This window comes from Lewinella sp. 4G2, from assembly GCF_001625015.1.
GTDB lineage: Bacteria > Bacteroidota > Bacteroidia > Chitinophagales > Saprospiraceae > Neolewinella.
This window is the reverse complement of the sequence record NZ_LVWJ02000014.1, coordinates 2,140,757-2,159,069: the sequence shown is the minus strand read 5'-3', so window position 1 is coordinate 2,159,069 and position 18,313 is coordinate 2,140,757. Positions and strand designations below refer to the sequence as shown.

Here is an 18,313-nt window from a genome sequence, read left to right as displayed (position 1 = left end):
ACTTTTTAAGGATTAATTTAAGGCCCAATATCAATCAAGTGATAGGCGTCCACCCAAAATCACAGGGCTCTTACTCAAGGCCTTAACGGATAATTTAATGTTCGTAAACCTTCCAAGATTCTGACGTTACATTCTATCTATCAGCAGGATGGGTATTCTAAAGCCGACTAAGCGCATCAATTCCATCTATTCTCGGAGTCTCTAACAAGAACTGATCTCCAGCCCTTTCATCAGCTCGGAAACCAACCTGAATTCCTAATTCATTCATCAATTTTAGCGTGTACTTATTGTATGAGCCGGACGGGTAAGCAATCGAAACGACTTCTTTACCCGTTATTGCCTCCAAGTGGTTCTTGTTATTAAAGTACTCCTCGTACTGAGTTGAGTCATCCAGTATTTCCATCTTCGTTGGATGTGAAACGGAGTGAAGACCGATAGTATGTCCATCGTTACTTAGTTCCACCAGTTGATCCTTCATTATCCAAACACTTTCAGACAGTTTTTCGATGGTAGTAAACTCAGCTATCAACGCATCCATGATACGGTTGTAGGCACTACGTGAAAGTATTAAATCCCGAATGTACCTGAATCTTCTTTCATTTCTAGAATAGAAGGAGAATTGAGACAAGTACTCTTCAGGAAACTGCTCCAGGATCTTTTCCACGTCTTGCTCTTGCTTCATTTTCGCTAGAAAATGCTCAAGGAAGTCATCAAAGCTGGAAAAAAACTTGGATCTAAAGAGCCTGTATATTTCCAATCTTGGTGTTTCTCCAACGTACATGCCGGAATAGATGAAAAAGAATGCTTTTACCCCGTATTCATCCATCACCTCCTTAGCAATACTGTACTGACTCCTTATTCCGTCATCAAAGGTCAGGCATACGTCTTTGTTCGTCAATCCGCCATGTCTCGCTTTTTCGATCCATTCATCTGCATCATTCAGATAGTATTTTTCCTTAACTCGCTCTATTATCCGCTTGAAATCTTTCTTCTCAATCGATCCTGGCAGAACAACTGCTTGCTTATCTGCTGCGTCATGAAAGTGATGAAATAGTATTCCCTTTGCCATAGAGTGTAGTTTGTGAACTTGCGTAGTAGTAGTTGGAATTAGGATGTGTTATGACTAACCTCGTAGGTTGTCTTAAAGTGCACTCATTTCTGTAGTCTTAAAATCCTGCTACCGCAACGCAAGCATTTTGAGTACCACTTTGGACACCTGATTTGGTTTTGCGTGATGTACGCTGGTCTTGTGCACCTCATTAGGATATAAGACCAAAAACATTCCTTTCCTAAGGACAACCTCATCCTTCGCCTCTCCTACAAAGAGTTCATAGTCATCGGCATTCACGTAAGGCTTCGAACTCTTCATACTCTGAATGTCATTTACGAATACCATTTCTTCTCCTTCTAGGATGAGGTGCACATCAACATATTTACGGTGTGCTTCCCACAAACACTCGCCTTCATCCTTAGTGTCATATTCCAGCCGGATTCCGAACAAACTGTCGTCGCTCGCTATATCAAATTTTCCCCTTTCAAAATGCTCCGTATCAGTCTTGGCATTTTCCTTAATGGCTGCCCTCAAGTCCTCTGAGAGAGCATATCGGTCCAAATTTTCTACTTTATCGATGATCATACTTAGTTTCTTTTGCTCAACATTTCTAAAACCATGTCTTTATGTTCGGTATAGAATGTATCAATTCTTTTTATTACCTGTGGATCTAACGCGAGCTGTTTCCTCATGGCGTTGATCTTCAAAATTTCAGGCTTCCGTTTCAACAACTCCGCGACTTCGAAATACGAAGGCGTGTGCGCATTTGGAAAGTTGCTGTATATCTTCTGGATCATCTGATAGTCCTCGATGTAATCCGTGGTAATTCTGACATCACCGATGTTAAAAGCGGGCGATACTTCGATCTTTTTCACCCTGAATATGTCCGGCCGGTTGATCAGCATCCCCCATATTTCAGTATCTACTTCCTTTTTGACCTCGCAAATAACCTTCAAGGCCTTCGTGTTTAAGCCGTAGCACGCGCATCCAATAGGCAATCCCTCTAGGTATACAAAGTCATAGTGCCCCGTCCTCAAGCTGTCTGCAATCAGATTTGCATATTCAATAGAAAACAGTGGGTTTTCCCCCGTGATGTTTACGAAGCAGTCCATCTCAAAGAAGTCGGCAGCATCCGCTAATCGCTTCAGTACGTCTTCTTCACTACCCAGAAAGTAGTAGATATTATTTTTCAGGGCGAGATCTGCCAAAGGTCGATCCTGTGGATTAGTCGAAGTACAGAGTACAATATCGTTGACGTAACTAACCTGCTTAGTACGATCGATGACCCGCTCTACGACTGAGCGCCCTCCCAAATCTTTCAACAGCTTGAGCGGTAGTCTGGAGGACTTCAACCGCGCGGTGATCAAGAAACCAATATTCATCTAGCTATCGGTATTTTTAAATTGAGAGATTTCGTTGCTTTGGTACACGTACTCAACGTTTGAATAATCAATGAAGGTATCTTTGTCGATTGTTGTAGCTGCCTTTAGGCCAATTAGTTTGGGGAGGTCCAATTGCTTCAATGGTGCACTTTCGTTCGTTCTTTTAAAGGCAACATCCTCGATGCTAACTGTCTCGCCTTTCTTGATCTCTCTTCTGGCAACAATGGCCTTTTTCATTGGTCCTGTGTCACCGTATTTCTTCTCCGCGGCTGACATTCTCAAATCATTAAACCCGTAGGCAGCAACAGCTTTACCTAAGAGACGCTTAACATTTCTCAATTGGTCAACTGACACTGCTGCCTGAGCATCTATTCTCTTTTCCCCAAATGCATGGGTGAAGTGTTTTTCAAGCACGTTAAATCCTGCGGCTGCTCCCATGACACTAATGGCCTCGTTATCAGGGTCCGCTGGATCAGTATGATCGGCGTACCCGACGGGGAGATCAAATAGGCCGGCAAGCAACCTCATCTTGGAAAGATTGATATCCTTGAAGTCGGTAGGGTAATTTTGAAAGCCATGCATTAAGAATATGTCCGTTTTGCCTCGATTTCTCAAGAAGTCTACGGCATACTGAATCTCCTCGATCGTCGACCCTCCCGTTCCTAAGACCACCGTCTGCTCAAACTTAGCCGCTTCCTCCAGTAGGAAATAGTCATTTAGGCCAGTAGCATGTAGTTCAATCGCCTTCACCGGAATTGCGCTATCATTGACCCATCTCAAACTTGCTACATCGTTACAAAGCAATATTAGATCCAAGCTTTGCTCAATGACGTTGGGTAGAACTGTAGACCAATCGTTGGCGCTCAGACACCAGGGGCGAATAACTTCAATTGCCTCATGATTAGAAACCATGTAGTCATCAAGGTCAATCGTTAGGTGGAATTTCATGGCGTCAACGCCTACTTCTACGGCATTCGCTATAAGCTCTTCCAGGAAGGGCACGTCACCTTGATGATGAAAGGCTGTCTCTCCAATTAAATAGGGTATTGTATTCGGTATCATAGTTTAGCGCTTTGGGTGTTTGGTGGCTAATTGCGTTTCCTCAAAGCCGTAGGTTCTACAGCTATCTACTAAATATTACTGTACTGTCAAGAATCAACCCACTAACAGCCATAACAAATAGCAAAAATACATACCGCTTCAGCAGCAAGCACATTCCAACCGCAACCACCTCCTGAAGAAGGTCCAAATCTTGATGATTCCGTACCTGGCACTTTGATTATTCATCAGTCGTAAGTTACGTGATCGCTCTGGACGATCCTAAATTTACTAGAGGCCCTTCGTTAGCCAGGAATGGCCAAGCCCCGCAAAAAATCCCCTACTCTTGGCGGCGGTAATTTTGGCTTTTAAGACATCTTCGGGCTGGCCAGTTATCTCACCCTTGATTTTTGCGCCGTAGCTAAGTACCAGCCGCGCCAGTTCTCTTCCAATAATCGTCGGCGTCTTACGCCGGCTACCCGCATAAGTAAACGTTTTCGTAAAACGATCCACCAGCCATTCTTCCGTCAACACCTTTGCGGGCACGTAGTGCTGCACCTCCGCTCCAGGGACGTACACCGGCTTTATTCCGGCACTTACCAGCCGGCGCATAGCGTCCGTTTCCTGCCCACGAATACCTTTCTTGGATCCTGGACCGACTTGCGGGTCAAAAGTGCCGTTGGTCAGCAGTACGCTGGCCAATATCCCCCAGTTAGCACCCAGCATGGTACTACGGTCCTTACTGATGTCAGTAGGCTCCGTCCATTGAGGAAGTACGAAGCTACCAGCGCTCTCCGGTAAGTACTTTAGTAAGTACGGAGCAGGCTCTTCGTCGTAATAGCCACGTACCGGGCCACCGTAGAAATACTGATCGCCAAAGGTAGCGATGGCTTTCACGTACGCTGTAATGATGCCAGCGTCCAGGATAACGTCGTCATCAAAGAAGAGCAAGAAAGTATCCGAGGCCGTTTCTTTGATCACTGCATTGAGCGCCGCGCTTTTATTCCCCTGCTCCAGGTGGCGGTACTTAATGGGGAAGGGAGCACCTTCGTACCGGGCCACTAGCTCTTCCGAAACGTGGCTACCATTTTCCACGACCGTAGCGGTCAACTTACCCTCCAGGCTTATTAAATCAATCACCACCAGAGAGTCCAACAATACCTTCAGCAGGTCGTTGCGCTTATGCGTGGGGATAATGATGTGAAAATTCATGTCTATTAGTGGCTCAGGAGACTCCTAATCCAAGCGATCAACCAGCAGGATCAAGCTGATTGTACTCGTAGCAATAGCGATCGTATCACGGGCAAATTTGCCCCAATCCACCTTTTCGCGTGGCTCAGTGCGGACGCGCCGCTCCCTTTTCTTGCGCTCCGGCCGCTCCGAAACGGAAATAATGGAACCAGGGCGGATATCCGGATAGTTGTTAAAGAACAAGAATCGCTTGGTGGCCTTGACCTCACCATTTGGATATTCTACTACCGTAGACCGCTTCCAGGCATCATCCGCGTAGCCGGCTGCATAGTTCTCCACGTACCACTTCGCATCCTTCTTGCCGTCATAAGCAATATTGATCCGGTCGCGTCGCAACAGCGAATCGATATAAATACTATTGGCCTTTGTATTCTGCGTGTTGATCCTTACCAAATCCCTGGCACGGGGAACGGTCAAAATATCACCGTCCTTTAGCACGATATTGGAAGCAATGTTAGAATTGCTCAAGGCTTCATCTAGCTGGATGACAATCAGGCCTATCTGAGCATCTCGACGGAAAAGCGTACCTCCGGGAGGAAAAGCGTCGGGTGTTATACCTCCAGCCTTTGCAATTAGATCCGTCAACCGCATATTGGCAACGTCAATGGCGTACTCCCCGGGGTACTGAACTTGCCCTTGTACCTCAACCGTACGGATGGGCTCAAAACCTGGAATCCTACGGACCACCAGCACATCGTAGGGCTGCAAAATAAAATCAGGATCAGAACTACTTAGGATATTAAAGGTAGAATCCACCACCAGCGTGGTCGTCAGTGTCTGCGTCGCCTCATTGTCGAAAGTTTTCAGTCTAAAGACGTCAATCTTATCCAGTGCCGCGGCGGGAGTAAAGCCACCCGCCAGTACAAATAGATCGTCCAATCCCAGAGATGGATCGTATCGGTAAGTACCCGGGTCGCGTACCGCCCCACCCAGTTTCACTTCAAATGGATCGGTAAAGCGCTCGCGGCTATATACCGTCACGGCATCACCCGGGAGTAGCTCAAATTGTTGGTCTTCAGTGAGAGAAAGGCGGAGGTACTGCCGCTCCTCCCTATTCTCGGGTGGGGTACGGACGACGATGACCTCATCGGCAGCATTTCGCTGTAGCCCACCACTCAATAGGATTAATTCTTCTAAGTTCAGGCCACCATCGATTGGGTAGGCAATGGTATCCACCGCGCGTACGGCACCGGCAATGCTTACCTCCCCTCCGTCCAAAAAGGACGCTTGGGTAAGGATGCGTAAGCGGTCTCCCTTCCTCACGCTAATATTAAGATCGGGTGAGCCATCCGAAAGGTTTAGTTTTTGTAGTGCAAACGTGCCATCATCCTGTGCACGGTAGACGAAGGCCACATCACGGCGCGCTCCGGGGCGTAAACGAGCGTTTTCGACCAAATTGCCGATAGTCAAATTTTCTTCGTAGGCAAAACGGCCTTCTAGCAGGACAGCACCCTCTACCGACACAAACTCATCAAGTGGGTTTTCTACTTGTGGGACGATGACTCTGTCACCATCTTGCAGCCGAAACCCTGGGTTTTGCTGCAGATCAACGTTGATCGTTTTCAGCGTTCCGTTCGTGTACCGTGTCACTCGAATGGCTCCCGTCTCCGCTCTGGCGGTGGCCCCACCAGCAAAAGTAATTAGGTCACTTATCCCTTCTTCCGGCCGCATTTCATAGAAAAGTGGGCGACGGACGCCGCCTTCAAGTTCGACCAGTATCCCCGATGGTGGTACGAAGATGGTCATTCCGTTTCGCAGGAAAATCTCGGCGGAGGGCTGGGGATTTCGCAAAAAATCGTAAACGTCAATTACGGTTGTGTTGCCGCCATCGATGACCTGAATGTTCCTCACCGTACCGTTTTCTGTTGGCCCGCCGGCGGCTACAAGGGCATTAAAAGCGGTATTTACTGATGACAACGAGTACGTGCCGTTACTCTCCACTTCGCCAAATATATTTACCGCAACGGCGCGCGTACGCTGGACGATAATACTTAGCTGCCCCCGCTGAAAAGTGTAGAACTGCCGTAATCTTCGTTCGAGCAGTCCCTTCGCCTGGTTGATGGTCACTCCTTCCAGAGTAAGCTTAAGCCCATTCGGGAAAGTGACAAAGCCATCATCCCCAACGGTGAGCAGGAAGTTAGATTGGCTGGCTCCAAAGATGGTCACGGCCAATTCATCTCCCGTTTGTAGGGGATAATTGTCCGGGGCGGTTATATTTTCTCCAGCTTGATAAACCCGCAGGCTTTTATTGCGAAAAATATCATGCCCGTAAATAGCACTTTCCGGTAACTCCTCCTGGGTAACCTCCACTATTTCAACGCTAGTTTCCTTCGTGCCCTCGCCATCACCATTCTCGGTGGTAGTCACCTGGACTTCCGGGGCCGGCGCCGCAGCTTCTCGCTCTAGCTGGATCTCCCGAATGATCCCCTCAATTTGCGGTCTGGCTGCCACTAATTGTTCATTAGTTAATGCGTCCAACTCAATTCCTTCCGTCTGCAGTCGCCGGCGAAGCTCCGCTACGTCCACATTGCGCGTTTCTAACTCAGTCAGGAGCGCAGCACGCCCATCAATCGCCGGAGTTTGCGCTGCCGCAGGTGCCAAAGCGAGTAGGGTAAAAAACAATAGGAAAACTCTGATCATCATTCGTTTTCTTTAATGGATAGGTGGAGGCGCGAGGGAAGGTGGCTACAGCCGCCAAATGGTTTCCCCCTGGGTCAACTCATCCCGGGAGTAGATACCCTTTAGGTCGAACAGCATCAAATTACCGTTGCTGATTCCCCTGAAAAAGGACAGGTCGTGGCCTTTAAACTCATCGTGCGCCACGGCTACGACGATGGCGTCATAATTTTTACCAATCTCATCCACCATCGTCAAACCATATTCGTGGGCAACCTCGTTCGGGTTGGCGTAAGGGTCGTACAAATGCACGTTCACCCCGTAATCCATGAGCTCCCGTACGACGTCCACTACTTTCGAGTTCCGGATATCGGAAACGTTTTCCTTGAAGGTGACCCCCAGCATAAGGACCTTGCTTTGGTTAGGGTTTTTATCGACCTTCAGCAGGTGCTGTACCAATTCTTTGGCGATAAACCCCGGCATCTGGTCGTTCACCCGGCGGCCACTGGCAATGACTTGGGGATCGTACCCCAGTTTCACGCTCTTATGCAATAGGTAGTACGGGTCTACGCTGATACAGTGGCCACCCACCAGACCGGGCCGGAATGGAAGGAAATTCCACTTGGTGCCGGCTGCCTCCAGCACGTCCTGGGTATCGATTCCCATTTTACTGAAGATGACGCTGAGCTCGTTGACGAAACTGATGTTCACGTCCCGTTGGCTGTTCTCAATCACCTTGGCTGCTTCCGCTACCTTAATGGTCTTGGCCTCGTAGAGGCCGGCGGTAATGACCTCGCCATAAACACCCGATACGATCCGGAGTGTTTCGGGGTCACTCCCACTCACAATTTTTAAGATATTGGCTACCGTGTGTTCTTTATCTCCCGGATTGATTCTTTCAGGAGAGTATCCCACCCCAAAGTCCTTCAGGTAGGTTAGGCCACTCTCTTTTTCGAGGATCGGGACGCAATCCTCCTCCGTGCAACCGGGGTAAACGGTGGATTCGAAAACGGCGATATCCCCCTTCTTCAAAACCTTGCCCACCGTTGCCGAGGCACCGAGTAGAGGCTTGAGGTTGGGCGTCCGGCTTTCATCTACCGGCGTGGGCACGGCCACAATATGGAAGGTAGCATCCGCCAGGTCTGCGGGGTCCGAACTAAAAAGGATGTCCTTATTATCAAAAGCCTCCGGTTCTAGCTCTTCACTGGGGTCCTGCCGGTTCCGCATCATTTCTACCCGGGGGGCCGATATATCAAAGCCGACTACGCGGAATTTCTTCGCCAACTCTAGCGCCAGGGGCAAACCAACGTAGCCAAGACCAATGACCGATACGGCGGACTTCCTGTCAAGCAGGTCCTGCAAGCGCTGCGGGGTCATTTCGGTGGAGGTGGTTCCTTTATTGAAATGCATTCAGGGGCGTTTTGGGTAAAGTCAAAATCTGTTAGCTGTAGGCAGCAACTGAGAAGGGGCCTCTATTTGACGGCCTCCAAAAAATAAGGTAACGTCCGCCGAAGGCCCTCCGCCCGGCTGACGGTGGGCTCCCAGTCCAGCACCTTTTTCGCCAGACTCGCATCCGGGCGGCGCTTTTTAGGATCATCTACCGGCAGTGGACGGTGGTCGAGGTAAGCGGCTTTATTCCCTACGAGTTCAAGGATCTCTTTGGCAAAGTCCATGATGGTGATCTCGTCACTGTTACCAATGTTGACCGGCTGGGGGTAGTCACTCAGCAGTAACCGGTAGATGCCTTCAACGAGGTCATCCACGTAGCAAAAGGACCGTGTTTGACTCCCGTCCCCAAACACCGTAAGGCCTTCACCACGAATGGCCTGGCTAATGAAAGCGGGCAGTACCCGGCCATCGTTGATGCGCATCCGCGGGCCGTAGGTATTAAAGATGCGGACGATCCGGGTCTCCAAACCGTGGTAGGTATGGTAAGCCATCGTCATCGCTTCCTGGAACCGCTTGGCTTCGTCGTATACACCCCGTGGGCCAACGGGGTTAACGTTGCCCCAGTAGTCCTCCCGTTGGGGGTGGACGAGCGGGTCGCCGTACACCTCACTCGTACTGGCGATGAGCATCCGGGCGCCCTTCGCTTTAGCCAGTCCCAGCAGATTGTGGGTGCCGAGGCTCCCTACCTTCAAGGTTTGGATGGGCATCTTCAGGTAGTCAATCGGGCTGGCGGGAGACGCGAAGTGGAGGATGTAGTCCAACTCACCCGGTACGTGCACGAACTTACTGACGTCATGGTGGTAAAAGGTGAAGTCCTCGCGTGGCATCAGGTGGGCGATGTTGTCCATCGATCCCGTCAGCAAATTGTCCATTCCGATTACCTCGTAGCCTTCGGCGAGGAAGCGATCCGACAGGTGGGAACCCAGAAAACCGGCCGCACCGGTGATGAGAACTCTTTTCATAGCTGGATTTAACTGTCGGTCTGTAACCGGGCCAGCTCGCGAAAGCCGGCGGATGTTTCTAAAAGCGCCGCAAAGGTACCAATTTGGTAACCACCCCCCGGCTCGAGGAACAGGATCTGGTCCGCCTCCCGGACGGTCGCCAAGCGGTGCGCTACCACGACGGTGGTAAACTGGCCCGCCAGGCCACGTAGGTTTTCCCGGACGATCTCTTCGCTATTCGTATCGAGTGCCGAAGTAGCCTCGTCGAGCAGCAGCAACTCCACGTTACGGTAAACCTCCCGGGCGATGGCCAGGCGCTGCCGCTGGCCACCACTGAGTTGAAGACCGTTGATACCGATCTCTTCGTCAAGCTCCTTCGGCAACTCCCGGACGAAACCAGCGGCATTGGCCAGTTCGAGCGCCCGCCAAACTTGCTCCCGGGTGGCTGTAGAATCGACATCCCAACAACTCACGTTATTGAACAAAGAGTCGCTGAAAATCGGTGGTTCTTGTGTGACGTAGCCCACCTTTCGGCGGTAGCTTGCCAGATCTACCTCGGTAAGGTCCTGGCCACCTACGAAGAGCTGACCGGGGGCAACCGGGTACAAACCCGCGAGTACGTTCGCCAGGGTGGTCTTCCCTACCCCACTTTCTCCTACGATGCCCAGACTGGACTTCGCCTCTATATTTAAGGTCAAGTTTTCCAGTACTTGCTCGTCCTTAAAGGCAAATTGGAGCTGGCGGAGTTGAATCCCCGACCCAGTGGATTGAAACGTGCTGCCCCCTTTAGCTTCCTGACCTTCCCGTAGCTTAAGTGACAGTGCCTGCATCCCATCAATACTGCCCGAAAGGCCAAGGAAGACGCCGTAGCTGTTTTGCACGCTCACCACGTTATTGAGGCCGCGGTAAAAGAAGAGTAAACCCAGGACGAGCTCACCGAAAGGAGCCCCGAAGTATTTTACTTGCACGAGAATAGCAAAGACCACCAATCCAATCACCAGTGGTTCCCGCACGCCGGCAGAAATGGCATTGACAAGGCCCACCTTACGTTGCTGGGTCTCCAAATTCAGGATGGCCCCCTTCAAATGGTCTTTGTACTGATTGATAAGGTCGGTCGCTTTCAGGTACTTAAAGTTGTTAATACTCTGGATCAGTAATCCCTGCAAGTTGGACATGGCAGCAGTGATTTCCCCTGATGCCCGCTTTGATAGGCGGTAGAGATTCTTAAATAAGAAACTAGCCACAACGCCAAGCAGAATAACCAGGAGCGCGAACCCTGGGTTAGCCAGATAGGCCAGTATCACGTAAACAACGGCCATGGCGGCGTTTTTCAGCGCAACGAAATACTGTTGGTAAGCCTGGTGAATCCTCAGCACTTCAGCGTTAAAACTGTTCTGCAGGGCTCCGGCATCCATTTTCGCAAAATCGAGGTAGCTATATCCAGCTAGGAGGTCGACGTTGATGTTGCGCAGCCGTTTAGCAAAACGTTTATTCAATTGCACTTCGTAGTACTGCACCAGAAAACGGATAATGCCCTTCGCCGTAAAGAAGCCGAGAATTACGAGGAGGACACCGGTCAGATTAAAGTCCACTCCAACTCCCTCCAGCCATTCAACTACCATGGCGAGCTTTCCCAGATTAGCGCCTGCATCCGCCGTAGGGGCGGCTATTTTCTGCAGTAGTGGGATGAACATGGCCAGGCCAATCCCATCCAGTACCGCTACCAACAGGCTACCGGTAAACGCGAAGTACAGGGCGTTACCCAGGTAGCTTCGAAAAAACTGGAAGTAGCCAAATAAGTCTTTGATAATTGTCTCAATGCTCAGGCTTGGTCCCCCAACAACCCAACTAAATATTTGCCATACCCGCTTTTCACCAGCGGCAGCGCAATAGCACGCAAAGCATCGTCGTCGATCCAACCCATGCGCCAGGCAATCTCTTCAATGCAGCCGATCTTGAAGTCCTGGCGTTTCTCGATGACGCGTACGAATTCCGCCGCATCGTGAAGGCTCTCGAAAGTACCAGTATCGAGCCAGGCCGTTCCGCGAGCCATGACGCCAACCTCGAGCTCCCCCATTTCCAGGTACTTGCGGTTAACGTCGGTGATCTCGTACTCACCGCGGGCCGAGGGAGCAATATTTTTAGCAATTTCCGTAACGCGATGGTCGTAGAAGTAAAGCCCCGGCACGGCGTACCTGCTCTTGGGCTTCGCGGGCTTCTCTTCGATGGAGAGTGCCTTTTTATTATCATCGAACTCCACCACGCCGTACCGCTCGGGGTCGTGGACGGGGTAAGCAAAAACGCGGGCGCCAGACGTGATCTTGGCGGTCTCCTGCAGCAATTGGCTCAGGCCAGCGCCGTGGAAGATGTTGTCCCCCAGCACCAAGGCCGCCGGGCCACCGGCAACAAAATCCGCGCCGATGACGAAAGCCTGGGCGAGGCCGTTAGGTACCTCCTGCACGGCGTACTCAAAGCTGCAGCCTAGTTCCGATCCGTCTCCGAGTAGATTTCGAAAGGCCGTATTGTCCTCCGGCGTCGTAATGATGAGCACCTCCCGGATACCAGCCAGCATGAGGATGCTGAGCGGGTAGTAGATCATGGGCTTATCGTAAACCGGCATGAGCTGCTTGCAAACCCCCTTAGTAATGGGGTACAGGCGCGTGCCGGAGCCGCCGGCGAGAATGATTCCTTTCATTATCGGAAGTCTGGGTTTTTAGCGGTTTGGTGTGACGCCTTTTTCTTTAGTCGTGTATTGCCACTGGGCAATATTTTGTTTCGCAGGAGAGGTAGAGATTTAGAGTATGAGAGTGTAATGAGCGGTGACCTGATCCAGTCTCCTCTAGTTCTCCCCCACTCTACCTCTCCTGCGAAATTTGCGGCAGTGCGGCAGCTCGGTTTCAAGAGTGCATTGATGACTTCTCGCAGGAAGAAGTAGAGCATTAGAGTACGAGAGTGTAGCAAATATTTATCGGTCTAGCGACTCTTTTCTTTAATCGTGTATTGCCACTGGGCAATATTTTGTTTCGCAGCAGAGGTAGAGATTTAGAGTATGAGCGTGTAATGGGCGGTGGCCTGATCCAGTCTCCTCTAGTTCTCCCTCACTCTACCTCTCCTGCGAAATTCGTAGCAGCGTGGTAGCGCGTGTCAACCGGAGCTTAAGCATCACCATACATCTTTTCGTAATACTTCTGATATGCTCCGGACGTAACCTGCTCCATCCACTCCTCATTACCCAAGTACCAATCAATAGTCTTCTCCAACCCTTCCCGGAACTCCAGACTCGGCGTCCAGCCCAGTTCGTTCTGTAGTTTGGTCGCATCGATCGCGTAACGCATATCGTGCCCCGCGCGGTCCGTGACGTAGGTGATGAGGCCGGCGCTAGTGCCCGGGTCGCGCCCCAGTTTGGCGTCCATTACCTCGCACAACAGGTGAATTAAGTCGATGTTGCGGTACTCATTGTGGCCACCAATATTATAGGTCTCGCCGTGCTTTCCCTCATGCAGGATGACGTCGATGGCCCGCGCGTGATCCTCCACGTACAACCAGTCGCGCACGTTGATGCCTTTGCCGTAGACGGGCAGTGGTTTCAGGTGTTTGATGTTGTTGATGAAGAGTGGCAGTAATTTTTCGGGAAACTGGTAAGGGCCGTAATTATTCGAGCAGTTACTCAGTACGATCGGCATCCCGTAAGTATGCCCCCAAGCCCGCACGAGGTGGTCGCTACCGGCCTTCGAGGCCGAGTAGGGACTGCGCGGATCGTAAGGAGTCGTTTCCACAAAGAATCCGGTTTCGCCCAGCGAACCGTAAACCTCATCGGTACTCACGTGGTAGAAAAGCTTCCCGTCATACTGGCCGTTCCAGACTTCTTTGGCCGCCTGCAGCAGCGTGGCCGTCCCCATCAGGTTGGTCTTGACGAATACGAGTGGGTCCTCAATGCTACGATCCACGTGGCTCTCTGCGGCGAGGTGAATGATGATGTCCGGGTTGTAGACGGCGAAGACGCCCCTTACTTCTTCCAACTCGGTAATGTCCGCCTTGACGAAGCTGTAGTTGGGCGCATCGGCTACGTCGGCCACGTTTTCCAGGTTGCCGGCGTAGGTGAGGGCATCCAGGTTGATGACTTTGTAGTGCGGGTAGTTTTTTACCAGCCGGCGCACCACGTGGTTACCGATGAATCCGGCGCCGCCGGTTACGAGGATTGTTTTTTCTAGTTGGCTCATGCCGCGGTTACCGTTGAGGGTTCAGTGATTTCATCGAGCCAGCCGGCGAGGCGTTTCACGAGTTCGGGGTGGCTGTAGGCTTGGATGCCCTTGCCACCAACTTCCGTGGCTTCTCCCTTCCGAAATGCCCGGTCGGCCCGGCGCAGCGCCTCAGTTACTTCAGCTACTTCGGCGTCGTAAGCAAAGGTTTGCCCACTCTCGGTTTCGTTCAGGATACCGGCAACGTCGCTGTTGGTTGGCCCAAAATTCAAAACGGGCCGGCGCGCCGCCAGGTATTCAAAGAGTTTACCGGGGATGCGACCCTGCGCATTATCCTGTTGGTTCAGTAACAGTAAAAGCCGGTGGGAATCCACCATTTGCTGCAAGGCTTCGGCTCTCGGGACGTTCCCCGCGAAGTTGACGATGTCCTCAATGCCGGTAGCTTCCATGGCCTCCTTCACGCGGTAGTCGACCTGCCCGAATAAGCGCAGTTCAAAACGATCGGCGAAAGTGGGATCGGCTTCCTTCAGCGTAGCGATGGCTTTAAAGAGTACTACCGGGTTCCGGTCGTACCCCATAATGCCCAAATGAATGAGCGTAAATTTTTCGTGCGCCGTGCGCTTCAGATGGGCAAAATCCTGGGGGTCGTAGCCGTAGGGCAGCACGCCGACATTGCGGGCACCAATTGCCTCCAGTTCTTTCTTCCAGGTAGGGCTAACGATGCTCATCTTGGTAGCACCAGCGAAGGCTTCCTGCTCCATCCGCTCGTGTTTGCGGCGGCCCCAACCGGTAAGGTTGAGGAGTTGGTAATAGTCGACTTGCGTCCAGGGATCCTGAAAATCCGCTAGCCAGGGGGTGCCCGTCGCATTACTTACGAGGTTAGCGATTCGAGTGTTCGTGTGGGGTGGGCCATCGCTAAATATAGCGTCCACGGGGCGCTGCCGCAGGTACTGAGTAAGGAACGAGACGGAACTCTTGATCCAGGTGGCGCGAGCGTCGGGGATGAAGAAATTACTACGGACCCAAACCGCCAGGTTATGCTTCCAGCCGCCGTCCTTATCGTCGGTGTAGAAGATATTATTGACGTTCTCATCCGCCGGTTTCCCTACGAATTTCTTGTACAACGCGTAGGGCTCCCAAATGGGTTGGCGAATGATTTCCAGTCCCTCTGGCACGTCCTTTTCATTGCTCGGGTCGATGGTTGGATAATGAGCATCCTTCGCGGTGTAAATCACCGGCTCCCAACCGTAATCCCGCAAGTACTTGGCGATCTTGAGGCAGCGCAGCACGGTGATTCCCCCACTGGGTGGCCAGTAGTAGGTGATGATCAATACGCGCTTTTTGGCTTTCATTCTAGGGTGGTAGCAGGATAGCTCAAGAGCTACCTGACTATCCGTAGTAAGCTTTGTACCAATCCACGAATGACTTGATGCCCACATCGAGGCTCGTCTGCGCGCGGTAACCGTAGTCTCGCTCCAGTGCCGTGGTATCGGCGAATGTTTTCTCGACGTCGCCCGGCTGCATACCTAAGTACTCCTTCTGGGCCACCTTACCAAGGTGTCGTTCCATCGTCTCGATGAACTCCAGCAGGCTGACGGGGCTGCCATTACCAATGTTATAAACGGTATTGGGTGTTCCCTTCCGCTCCGGGATGGGCATGGTCAGCACCCGCCGTACGCCCTCCACGATGTCGCCCACGTAGGTAAAGTCGCGCGACATCTTTCCGTGGTTGAATACCTTAATGGGCCGGTCGTTCAGGATGGCATCACTGAAGAGACTGTAGGCCATATCCGGCCGGCCGTAGGGTCCGTACACCGTAAAGAAGCGCAGCCCCGTGGTGGGGAATCCGTACAAATGGCTGTAGGTATGAGCCATTAACTCATTACTGATCTTGGTAGCCGCGTAAAGGCTGACGGGGTGGTTAACCGGGTCCTTCTCGTTGAAGGGTACCTTTTCGTTGAGCCCGTACACACTACTGGAACTGGCGTAAACGAGGTGTTCAATTTCCTTGCGCCGGCAATTTTCCAGCACGTTGACGAACCCGGTCACGTTTGCGGCTACGTAGGCCTGGGGGTTGGTGATACTGTATCGCACGCCCGCCTGCGCGGCGAGGTTGCAAACTTTAGTGATGGGGTAAGTATCAAAGAGCCGCTGCATACCACGGGAGTTGGTCAGGTCCAACTTGCGGAAGGTGTAATTGGGAAAGCGGGTACTGACTACCGCCCCACCCTCTTCAACGGACTTCCGATCGAGCCCGGCTTCTGCTAAACGGTCCCGCTTGATCTGGGGGTCGTAGTAGTTATTCAGGTTATCGATCCCAATGATCTCGTGGCCGGCCGTAGCCAGCGCATTAATGAGGTGGTGGCCGATAAAGCCCGCCGCTCCGGTTACTAAGATCATTGGGCGAAAAAGCTTTGGTGAAGGCATAGGCCTCCGGCGTCCAAGCGTCGAAGACGCTCACCCCTAACCACCCGGGTGGCACGTAAATCCTTACTGATAATCGGCTTGGTGATCCTACCAAAGAGGTTTTGTATTCTCCGTGGAATGGCTTTCCGGCAAGGGCTGGTCCGATCCGATGACCGCCAAAAGACGGGGGTCGATCTCGCACGTAGCCAGGCAGGCCCCGAGGCCACCCAGAGAAATGATGAAACGTTTCTTAGATTTTTTGTCCTGGTACGTACCGCGGACGCCAGCCAGTGGCCCGGAAATAATTTCAACCGGTGTGCCCGGTTTGAAGGCAAACGCTTCCTCCACTTCCACCCAGTCCAGTTGCCGGTCCGTACTTAGTTTTTTCAGCACCTCGATCTCTTCGTCCAGGACTCGGCGGCGGTCCCGCCCGAGGGTAACAAACCCTGCGGTATAGTGAGCTTTACGAACGGTCAGCTCTTCCGCCAATACGATGCGTACGAATACGTATCCAGTCAAGAGGGGCAGCTCTCGACTAACGGTTTTGCTGGCGTACTGGACGACCTTTTCCCGCAAAGGGATGTAAGCCTCGATACCTGCTTTGCGCAATTCCTGCACGGCCCGCTTCTCGTGGCGGCTGGAGGTTCTGACGGCAAACCAACGCTTTTCCGTGACGTGCAGATCGTCCGTCCGGGAGGGGACGCGCGCGCGCAATCGGTGGTTTAGCGTAGTGATAGTTAAGGACATTAAAGGTAGAGAGCTGGTAAGCGCGAAGGTAGCAAGAATGAGCGGGACTAAGTCCCTGATCAGGTTACGGCATTCGCTACGTCAAACGCAGTAATAACCGTGAAATTGGTTTGCAAATGTAGTACGCCCGGCATTAACTTTGCAACTCAAAGTTCTTTATGACTAAGAAAATCTCGACGCCAATCAGTGACCTTCGGGAAATTCGCTCACTCATGGAGCGGTCCCGGTACTTCATTGGTTTAAGTGGTCTTTCCGGCATCTGCGCCGGTAGCTTGGCGTTGACGGGTGCGTTGTTGATTACCGCCTACCAGTTTGCCGCCGGTCAGGATGTAGTATTTATCAACCGCTCGCTAAGATTAGTATCCGAACATCCGTGGGGGATTGCTCCCCTACCCTTCATTCTGGGCGTGGCCGCTACCGTTATGGTGGGTTCTTTTGTGGGTGGGTACTACTTCACTTCCAAACGGGCCAGCCGGCTCGGGCAGGTTATTCTCGACGATAAAGGGTACAAATTGTTCTTCCACCTGCTGGTCCCCCTCGTTGTCGGCGGCGTATTCTGCGTTGCCCTGATCTACCACGAACACGGAGGGCTCATCGCGCCGGCAACCCTTACCTTTTATGGATTAGCCCTGCTCAACGGTAGCGGTTACGCTAAGGAAGAATTGAGCACGCTCGGCTACGTGATGGTCATCCTCGGCCTCATCTCCTGCTTCTTTATCGGCTACGGCCTTCACTTTTGGGCCTTCGGTTTCGGGGTCTGCCACATCATCTACGGTGCCTGGATGTACCGCAAATACGACCAAGCATGAAAGACGTTAGCATTAAAAATCCCGCCATCAACATCGGTGGCCTCAATAAACTTTTCAACCACCGTACGCGGATGGGCATCATGGCCCTGCTGATGGTCAATGAGTGGGTAGAGTTCGTCGAACTTCGCAAAGCACTTAAGTTGACGGACGGCAGCCTCGCCTCTCACCTCAAGGCGCTGGTCAAAGAGCACCAGGTGCAGGTCGAGAAGAAGTTTGTCGACGACAAGCCCAAGACCAGCTACCGCGCCACCCCGGCTGGCCGCAAGGCCTTCGAAGCACATTTAGCGGAACTCGAAGCTTTCATCAAGCGCATCGATAATTAAGCAGCCAATTGGGGCGCCCCGATTAAGTACGCGACTCACTGCGTGTCGCTGCCGCAGGTGCCCCGTTAATTGGCAAGCAACAAAAACATCACTTTACCGAC

Annotated in this window: 16 protein-coding genes; 2 read left to right on the top strand and 14 right to left on the bottom strand. The window is 51.9% G+C overall.

Going from position 1 to position 18,313, the window contains the following annotated elements:
- Positions 1–157: 157 nt before the first annotated feature.
- The 14 genes from A3850_RS09210 to A3850_RS09145 form a co-directional block, all read right to left on the bottom strand.
- Positions 158–1,069: a polysaccharide deacetylase family protein gene (locus A3850_RS09210; RefSeq protein ID WP_068215846.1), complete on the bottom strand. Its 912-nt coding sequence runs from the start codon at positions 1,067–1,069 to the stop codon at positions 158–160.
- A gap of 108 nt (positions 1,070–1,177) precedes the next feature.
- The gene (locus A3850_RS09205; protein WP_068215844.1) at positions 1,178–1,636 is read right to left on the bottom strand and encodes a YhcH/YjgK/YiaL family protein; all 459 of its coding nucleotides are present in this window, start codon (positions 1,634–1,636) and stop codon (positions 1,178–1,180) included.
- Positions 1,637–1,638: 2 nt separating this feature from the next.
- Entirely contained in the window at positions 1,639–2,433 is a 795-nt protein-coding gene (locus A3850_RS09200; RefSeq protein ID WP_068215842.1) for a cytidylyltransferase domain-containing protein, read from the bottom strand.
- Positions 2,434–3,495, bottom strand: coding sequence for an N-acetylneuraminate synthase family protein (locus A3850_RS09195; RefSeq protein WP_068215840.1), 1,062 nt, complete (start codon positions 3,493–3,495; stop codon positions 2,434–2,436).
- Between the two features lie 267 nt (positions 3,496–3,762).
- Positions 3,763–4,683, bottom strand: a complete 921-nt coding sequence (locus A3850_RS09190; RefSeq protein ID WP_068215838.1) for a glycosyltransferase family 2 protein — start codon at positions 4,681–4,683, stop codon at positions 3,763–3,765.
- 24 nt (positions 4,684–4,707) lie between these two features.
- The gene (locus A3850_RS09185; protein WP_068215836.1) at positions 4,708–7,365 is read right to left on the bottom strand and encodes an SLBB domain-containing protein; all 2,658 of its coding nucleotides are present in this window, start codon (positions 7,363–7,365) and stop codon (positions 4,708–4,710) included.
- A gap of 42 nt (positions 7,366–7,407) precedes the next feature.
- Positions 7,408–8,748 (bottom strand): nucleotide sugar dehydrogenase, encoded by a 1,341-nt coding sequence (locus A3850_RS09180; RefSeq protein WP_082921721.1) that lies wholly within the window; start codon positions 8,746–8,748, stop codon positions 7,408–7,410.
- A gap of 62 nt (positions 8,749–8,810) precedes the next feature.
- A complete protein-coding gene (locus A3850_RS09175) occupies positions 8,811–9,749 on the bottom strand; it encodes a UDP-glucuronic acid decarboxylase family protein (RefSeq protein WP_068215834.1) in 939 nt (312 codons plus the stop codon).
- Between the two features lie 8 nt (positions 9,750–9,757).
- Entirely contained in the window at positions 9,758–11,455 is a 1,698-nt protein-coding gene (locus A3850_RS09170) for an ABC transporter ATP-binding protein (protein ID WP_082921720.1), read from the bottom strand.
- A 95-nt stretch (positions 11,456–11,550) separates the two neighbouring features.
- A complete protein-coding gene (rfbA, locus tag A3850_RS09165) occupies positions 11,551–12,423 on the bottom strand; it encodes a glucose-1-phosphate thymidylyltransferase RfbA (protein ID WP_068219615.1) in 873 nt (290 codons plus the stop codon).
- Between the two features lie 460 nt (positions 12,424–12,883).
- Complete coding sequence (rfbB, locus tag A3850_RS09160; RefSeq protein WP_068215833.1) at positions 12,884–13,948, bottom strand: dTDP-glucose 4,6-dehydratase; 1,065 nt, start codon at positions 13,946–13,948, stop codon at positions 12,884–12,886.
- Positions 13,945–15,279 (bottom strand): hypothetical protein, encoded by a 1,335-nt coding sequence (locus tag A3850_RS09155; protein WP_068215830.1) that lies wholly within the window; start codon positions 15,277–15,279, stop codon positions 13,945–13,947. The genes rfbB and A3850_RS09155 overlap by 4 nt, the downstream gene beginning before the upstream one ends.
- Before the next feature lie 37 nt (positions 15,280–15,316).
- Positions 15,317–16,327 carry an NAD-dependent epimerase/dehydratase family protein gene (locus A3850_RS09150; protein ID WP_068215828.1) on the bottom strand — a complete coding sequence of 337 codons (1,011 nt, stop codon included), beginning with the start codon at positions 16,325–16,327 and terminating at the stop codon, positions 15,317–15,319.
- A 114-nt stretch (positions 16,328–16,441) separates the two neighbouring features.
- Positions 16,442–17,080, bottom strand: coding sequence for a UpxY family transcription antiterminator (locus A3850_RS09145; protein ID WP_068215827.1), 639 nt, complete (start codon positions 17,078–17,080; stop codon positions 16,442–16,444).
- 158 nt (positions 17,081–17,238) lie between these two features.
- Between A3850_RS09145 and A3850_RS09140 the strand changes: the two genes are divergently transcribed.
- Positions 17,239–17,889: a hypothetical protein gene (locus tag A3850_RS09140; protein ID WP_068215825.1), complete on the top strand. Its 651-nt coding sequence runs from the start codon at positions 17,239–17,241 to the stop codon at positions 17,887–17,889.
- Positions 17,886–18,212: a transcriptional regulator gene (locus A3850_RS09135; RefSeq protein WP_068215824.1), complete on the top strand. Its 327-nt coding sequence runs from the start codon at positions 17,886–17,888 to the stop codon at positions 18,210–18,212. The genes A3850_RS09140 and A3850_RS09135 overlap by 4 nt, the downstream gene beginning before the upstream one ends.
- The last annotated feature ends 101 nt before the right edge of the window (positions 18,213–18,313 follow it).

Coding starts and splice junctions, on each gene's coding strand:
- A3850_RS09210 (WP_068215846.1), bottom strand. CDS start 1,069: ATGGCAAAGGGAATACTATTTCATCACTTTCATGACGCAGCAGATAAG.
- A3850_RS09205 (WP_068215844.1), bottom strand. CDS start 1,636: ATGATCATCGATAAAGTAGAAAATTTGGACCGATATGCTCTCTCAGAG.
- A3850_RS09200 (WP_068215842.1), bottom strand. CDS start 2,433: ATGAATATTGGTTTCTTGATCACCGCGCGGTTGAAGTCCTCCAGACTA.
- A3850_RS09195 (WP_068215840.1), bottom strand. CDS start 3,495: ATGATACCGAATACAATACCCTATTTAATTGGAGAGACAGCCTTTCAT.
- A3850_RS09190 (WP_068215838.1), bottom strand. CDS start 4,683: ATGAATTTTCACATCATTATCCCCACGCATAAGCGCAACGACCTGCTG.
- A3850_RS09185 (WP_068215836.1), bottom strand. CDS start 7,365: ATGATGATCAGAGTTTTCCTATTGTTTTTTACCCTACTCGCTTTGGCA.
- A3850_RS09180 (WP_082921721.1), bottom strand. CDS start 8,748: ATGCATTTCAATAAAGGAACCACCTCCACCGAAATGACCCCGCAGCGC.
- A3850_RS09175 (WP_068215834.1), bottom strand. CDS start 9,749: ATGAAAAGAGTTCTCATCACCGGTGCGGCCGGTTTTCTGGGTTCCCAC.
- rfbA (WP_068219615.1), bottom strand. CDS start 12,423: ATGAAAGGAATCATTCTCGCCGGCGGCTCCGGCACGCGCCTGTACCCC.
- rfbB (WP_068215833.1), bottom strand. CDS start 13,948: ATGAGCCAACTAGAAAAAACAATCCTCGTAACCGGCGGCGCCGGATTC.
- A3850_RS09155 (WP_068215830.1), bottom strand. CDS start 15,279: ATGAAAGCCAAAAAGCGCGTATTGATCATCACCTACTACTGGCCACCC.
- A3850_RS09150 (WP_068215828.1), bottom strand. CDS start 16,327: ATGATCTTAGTAACCGGAGCGGCGGGCTTTATCGGCCACCACCTCATT.
- A3850_RS09145 (WP_068215827.1), bottom strand. CDS start 17,080: ATGTCCTTAACTATCACTACGCTAAACCACCGATTGCGCGCGCGCGTC.
- A3850_RS09140 (WP_068215825.1), top strand. CDS start 17,239: ATGACTAAGAAAATCTCGACGCCAATCAGTGACCTTCGGGAAATTCGC.
- A3850_RS09135 (WP_068215824.1), top strand. CDS start 17,886: ATGAAAGACGTTAGCATTAAAAATCCCGCCATCAACATCGGTGGCCTC.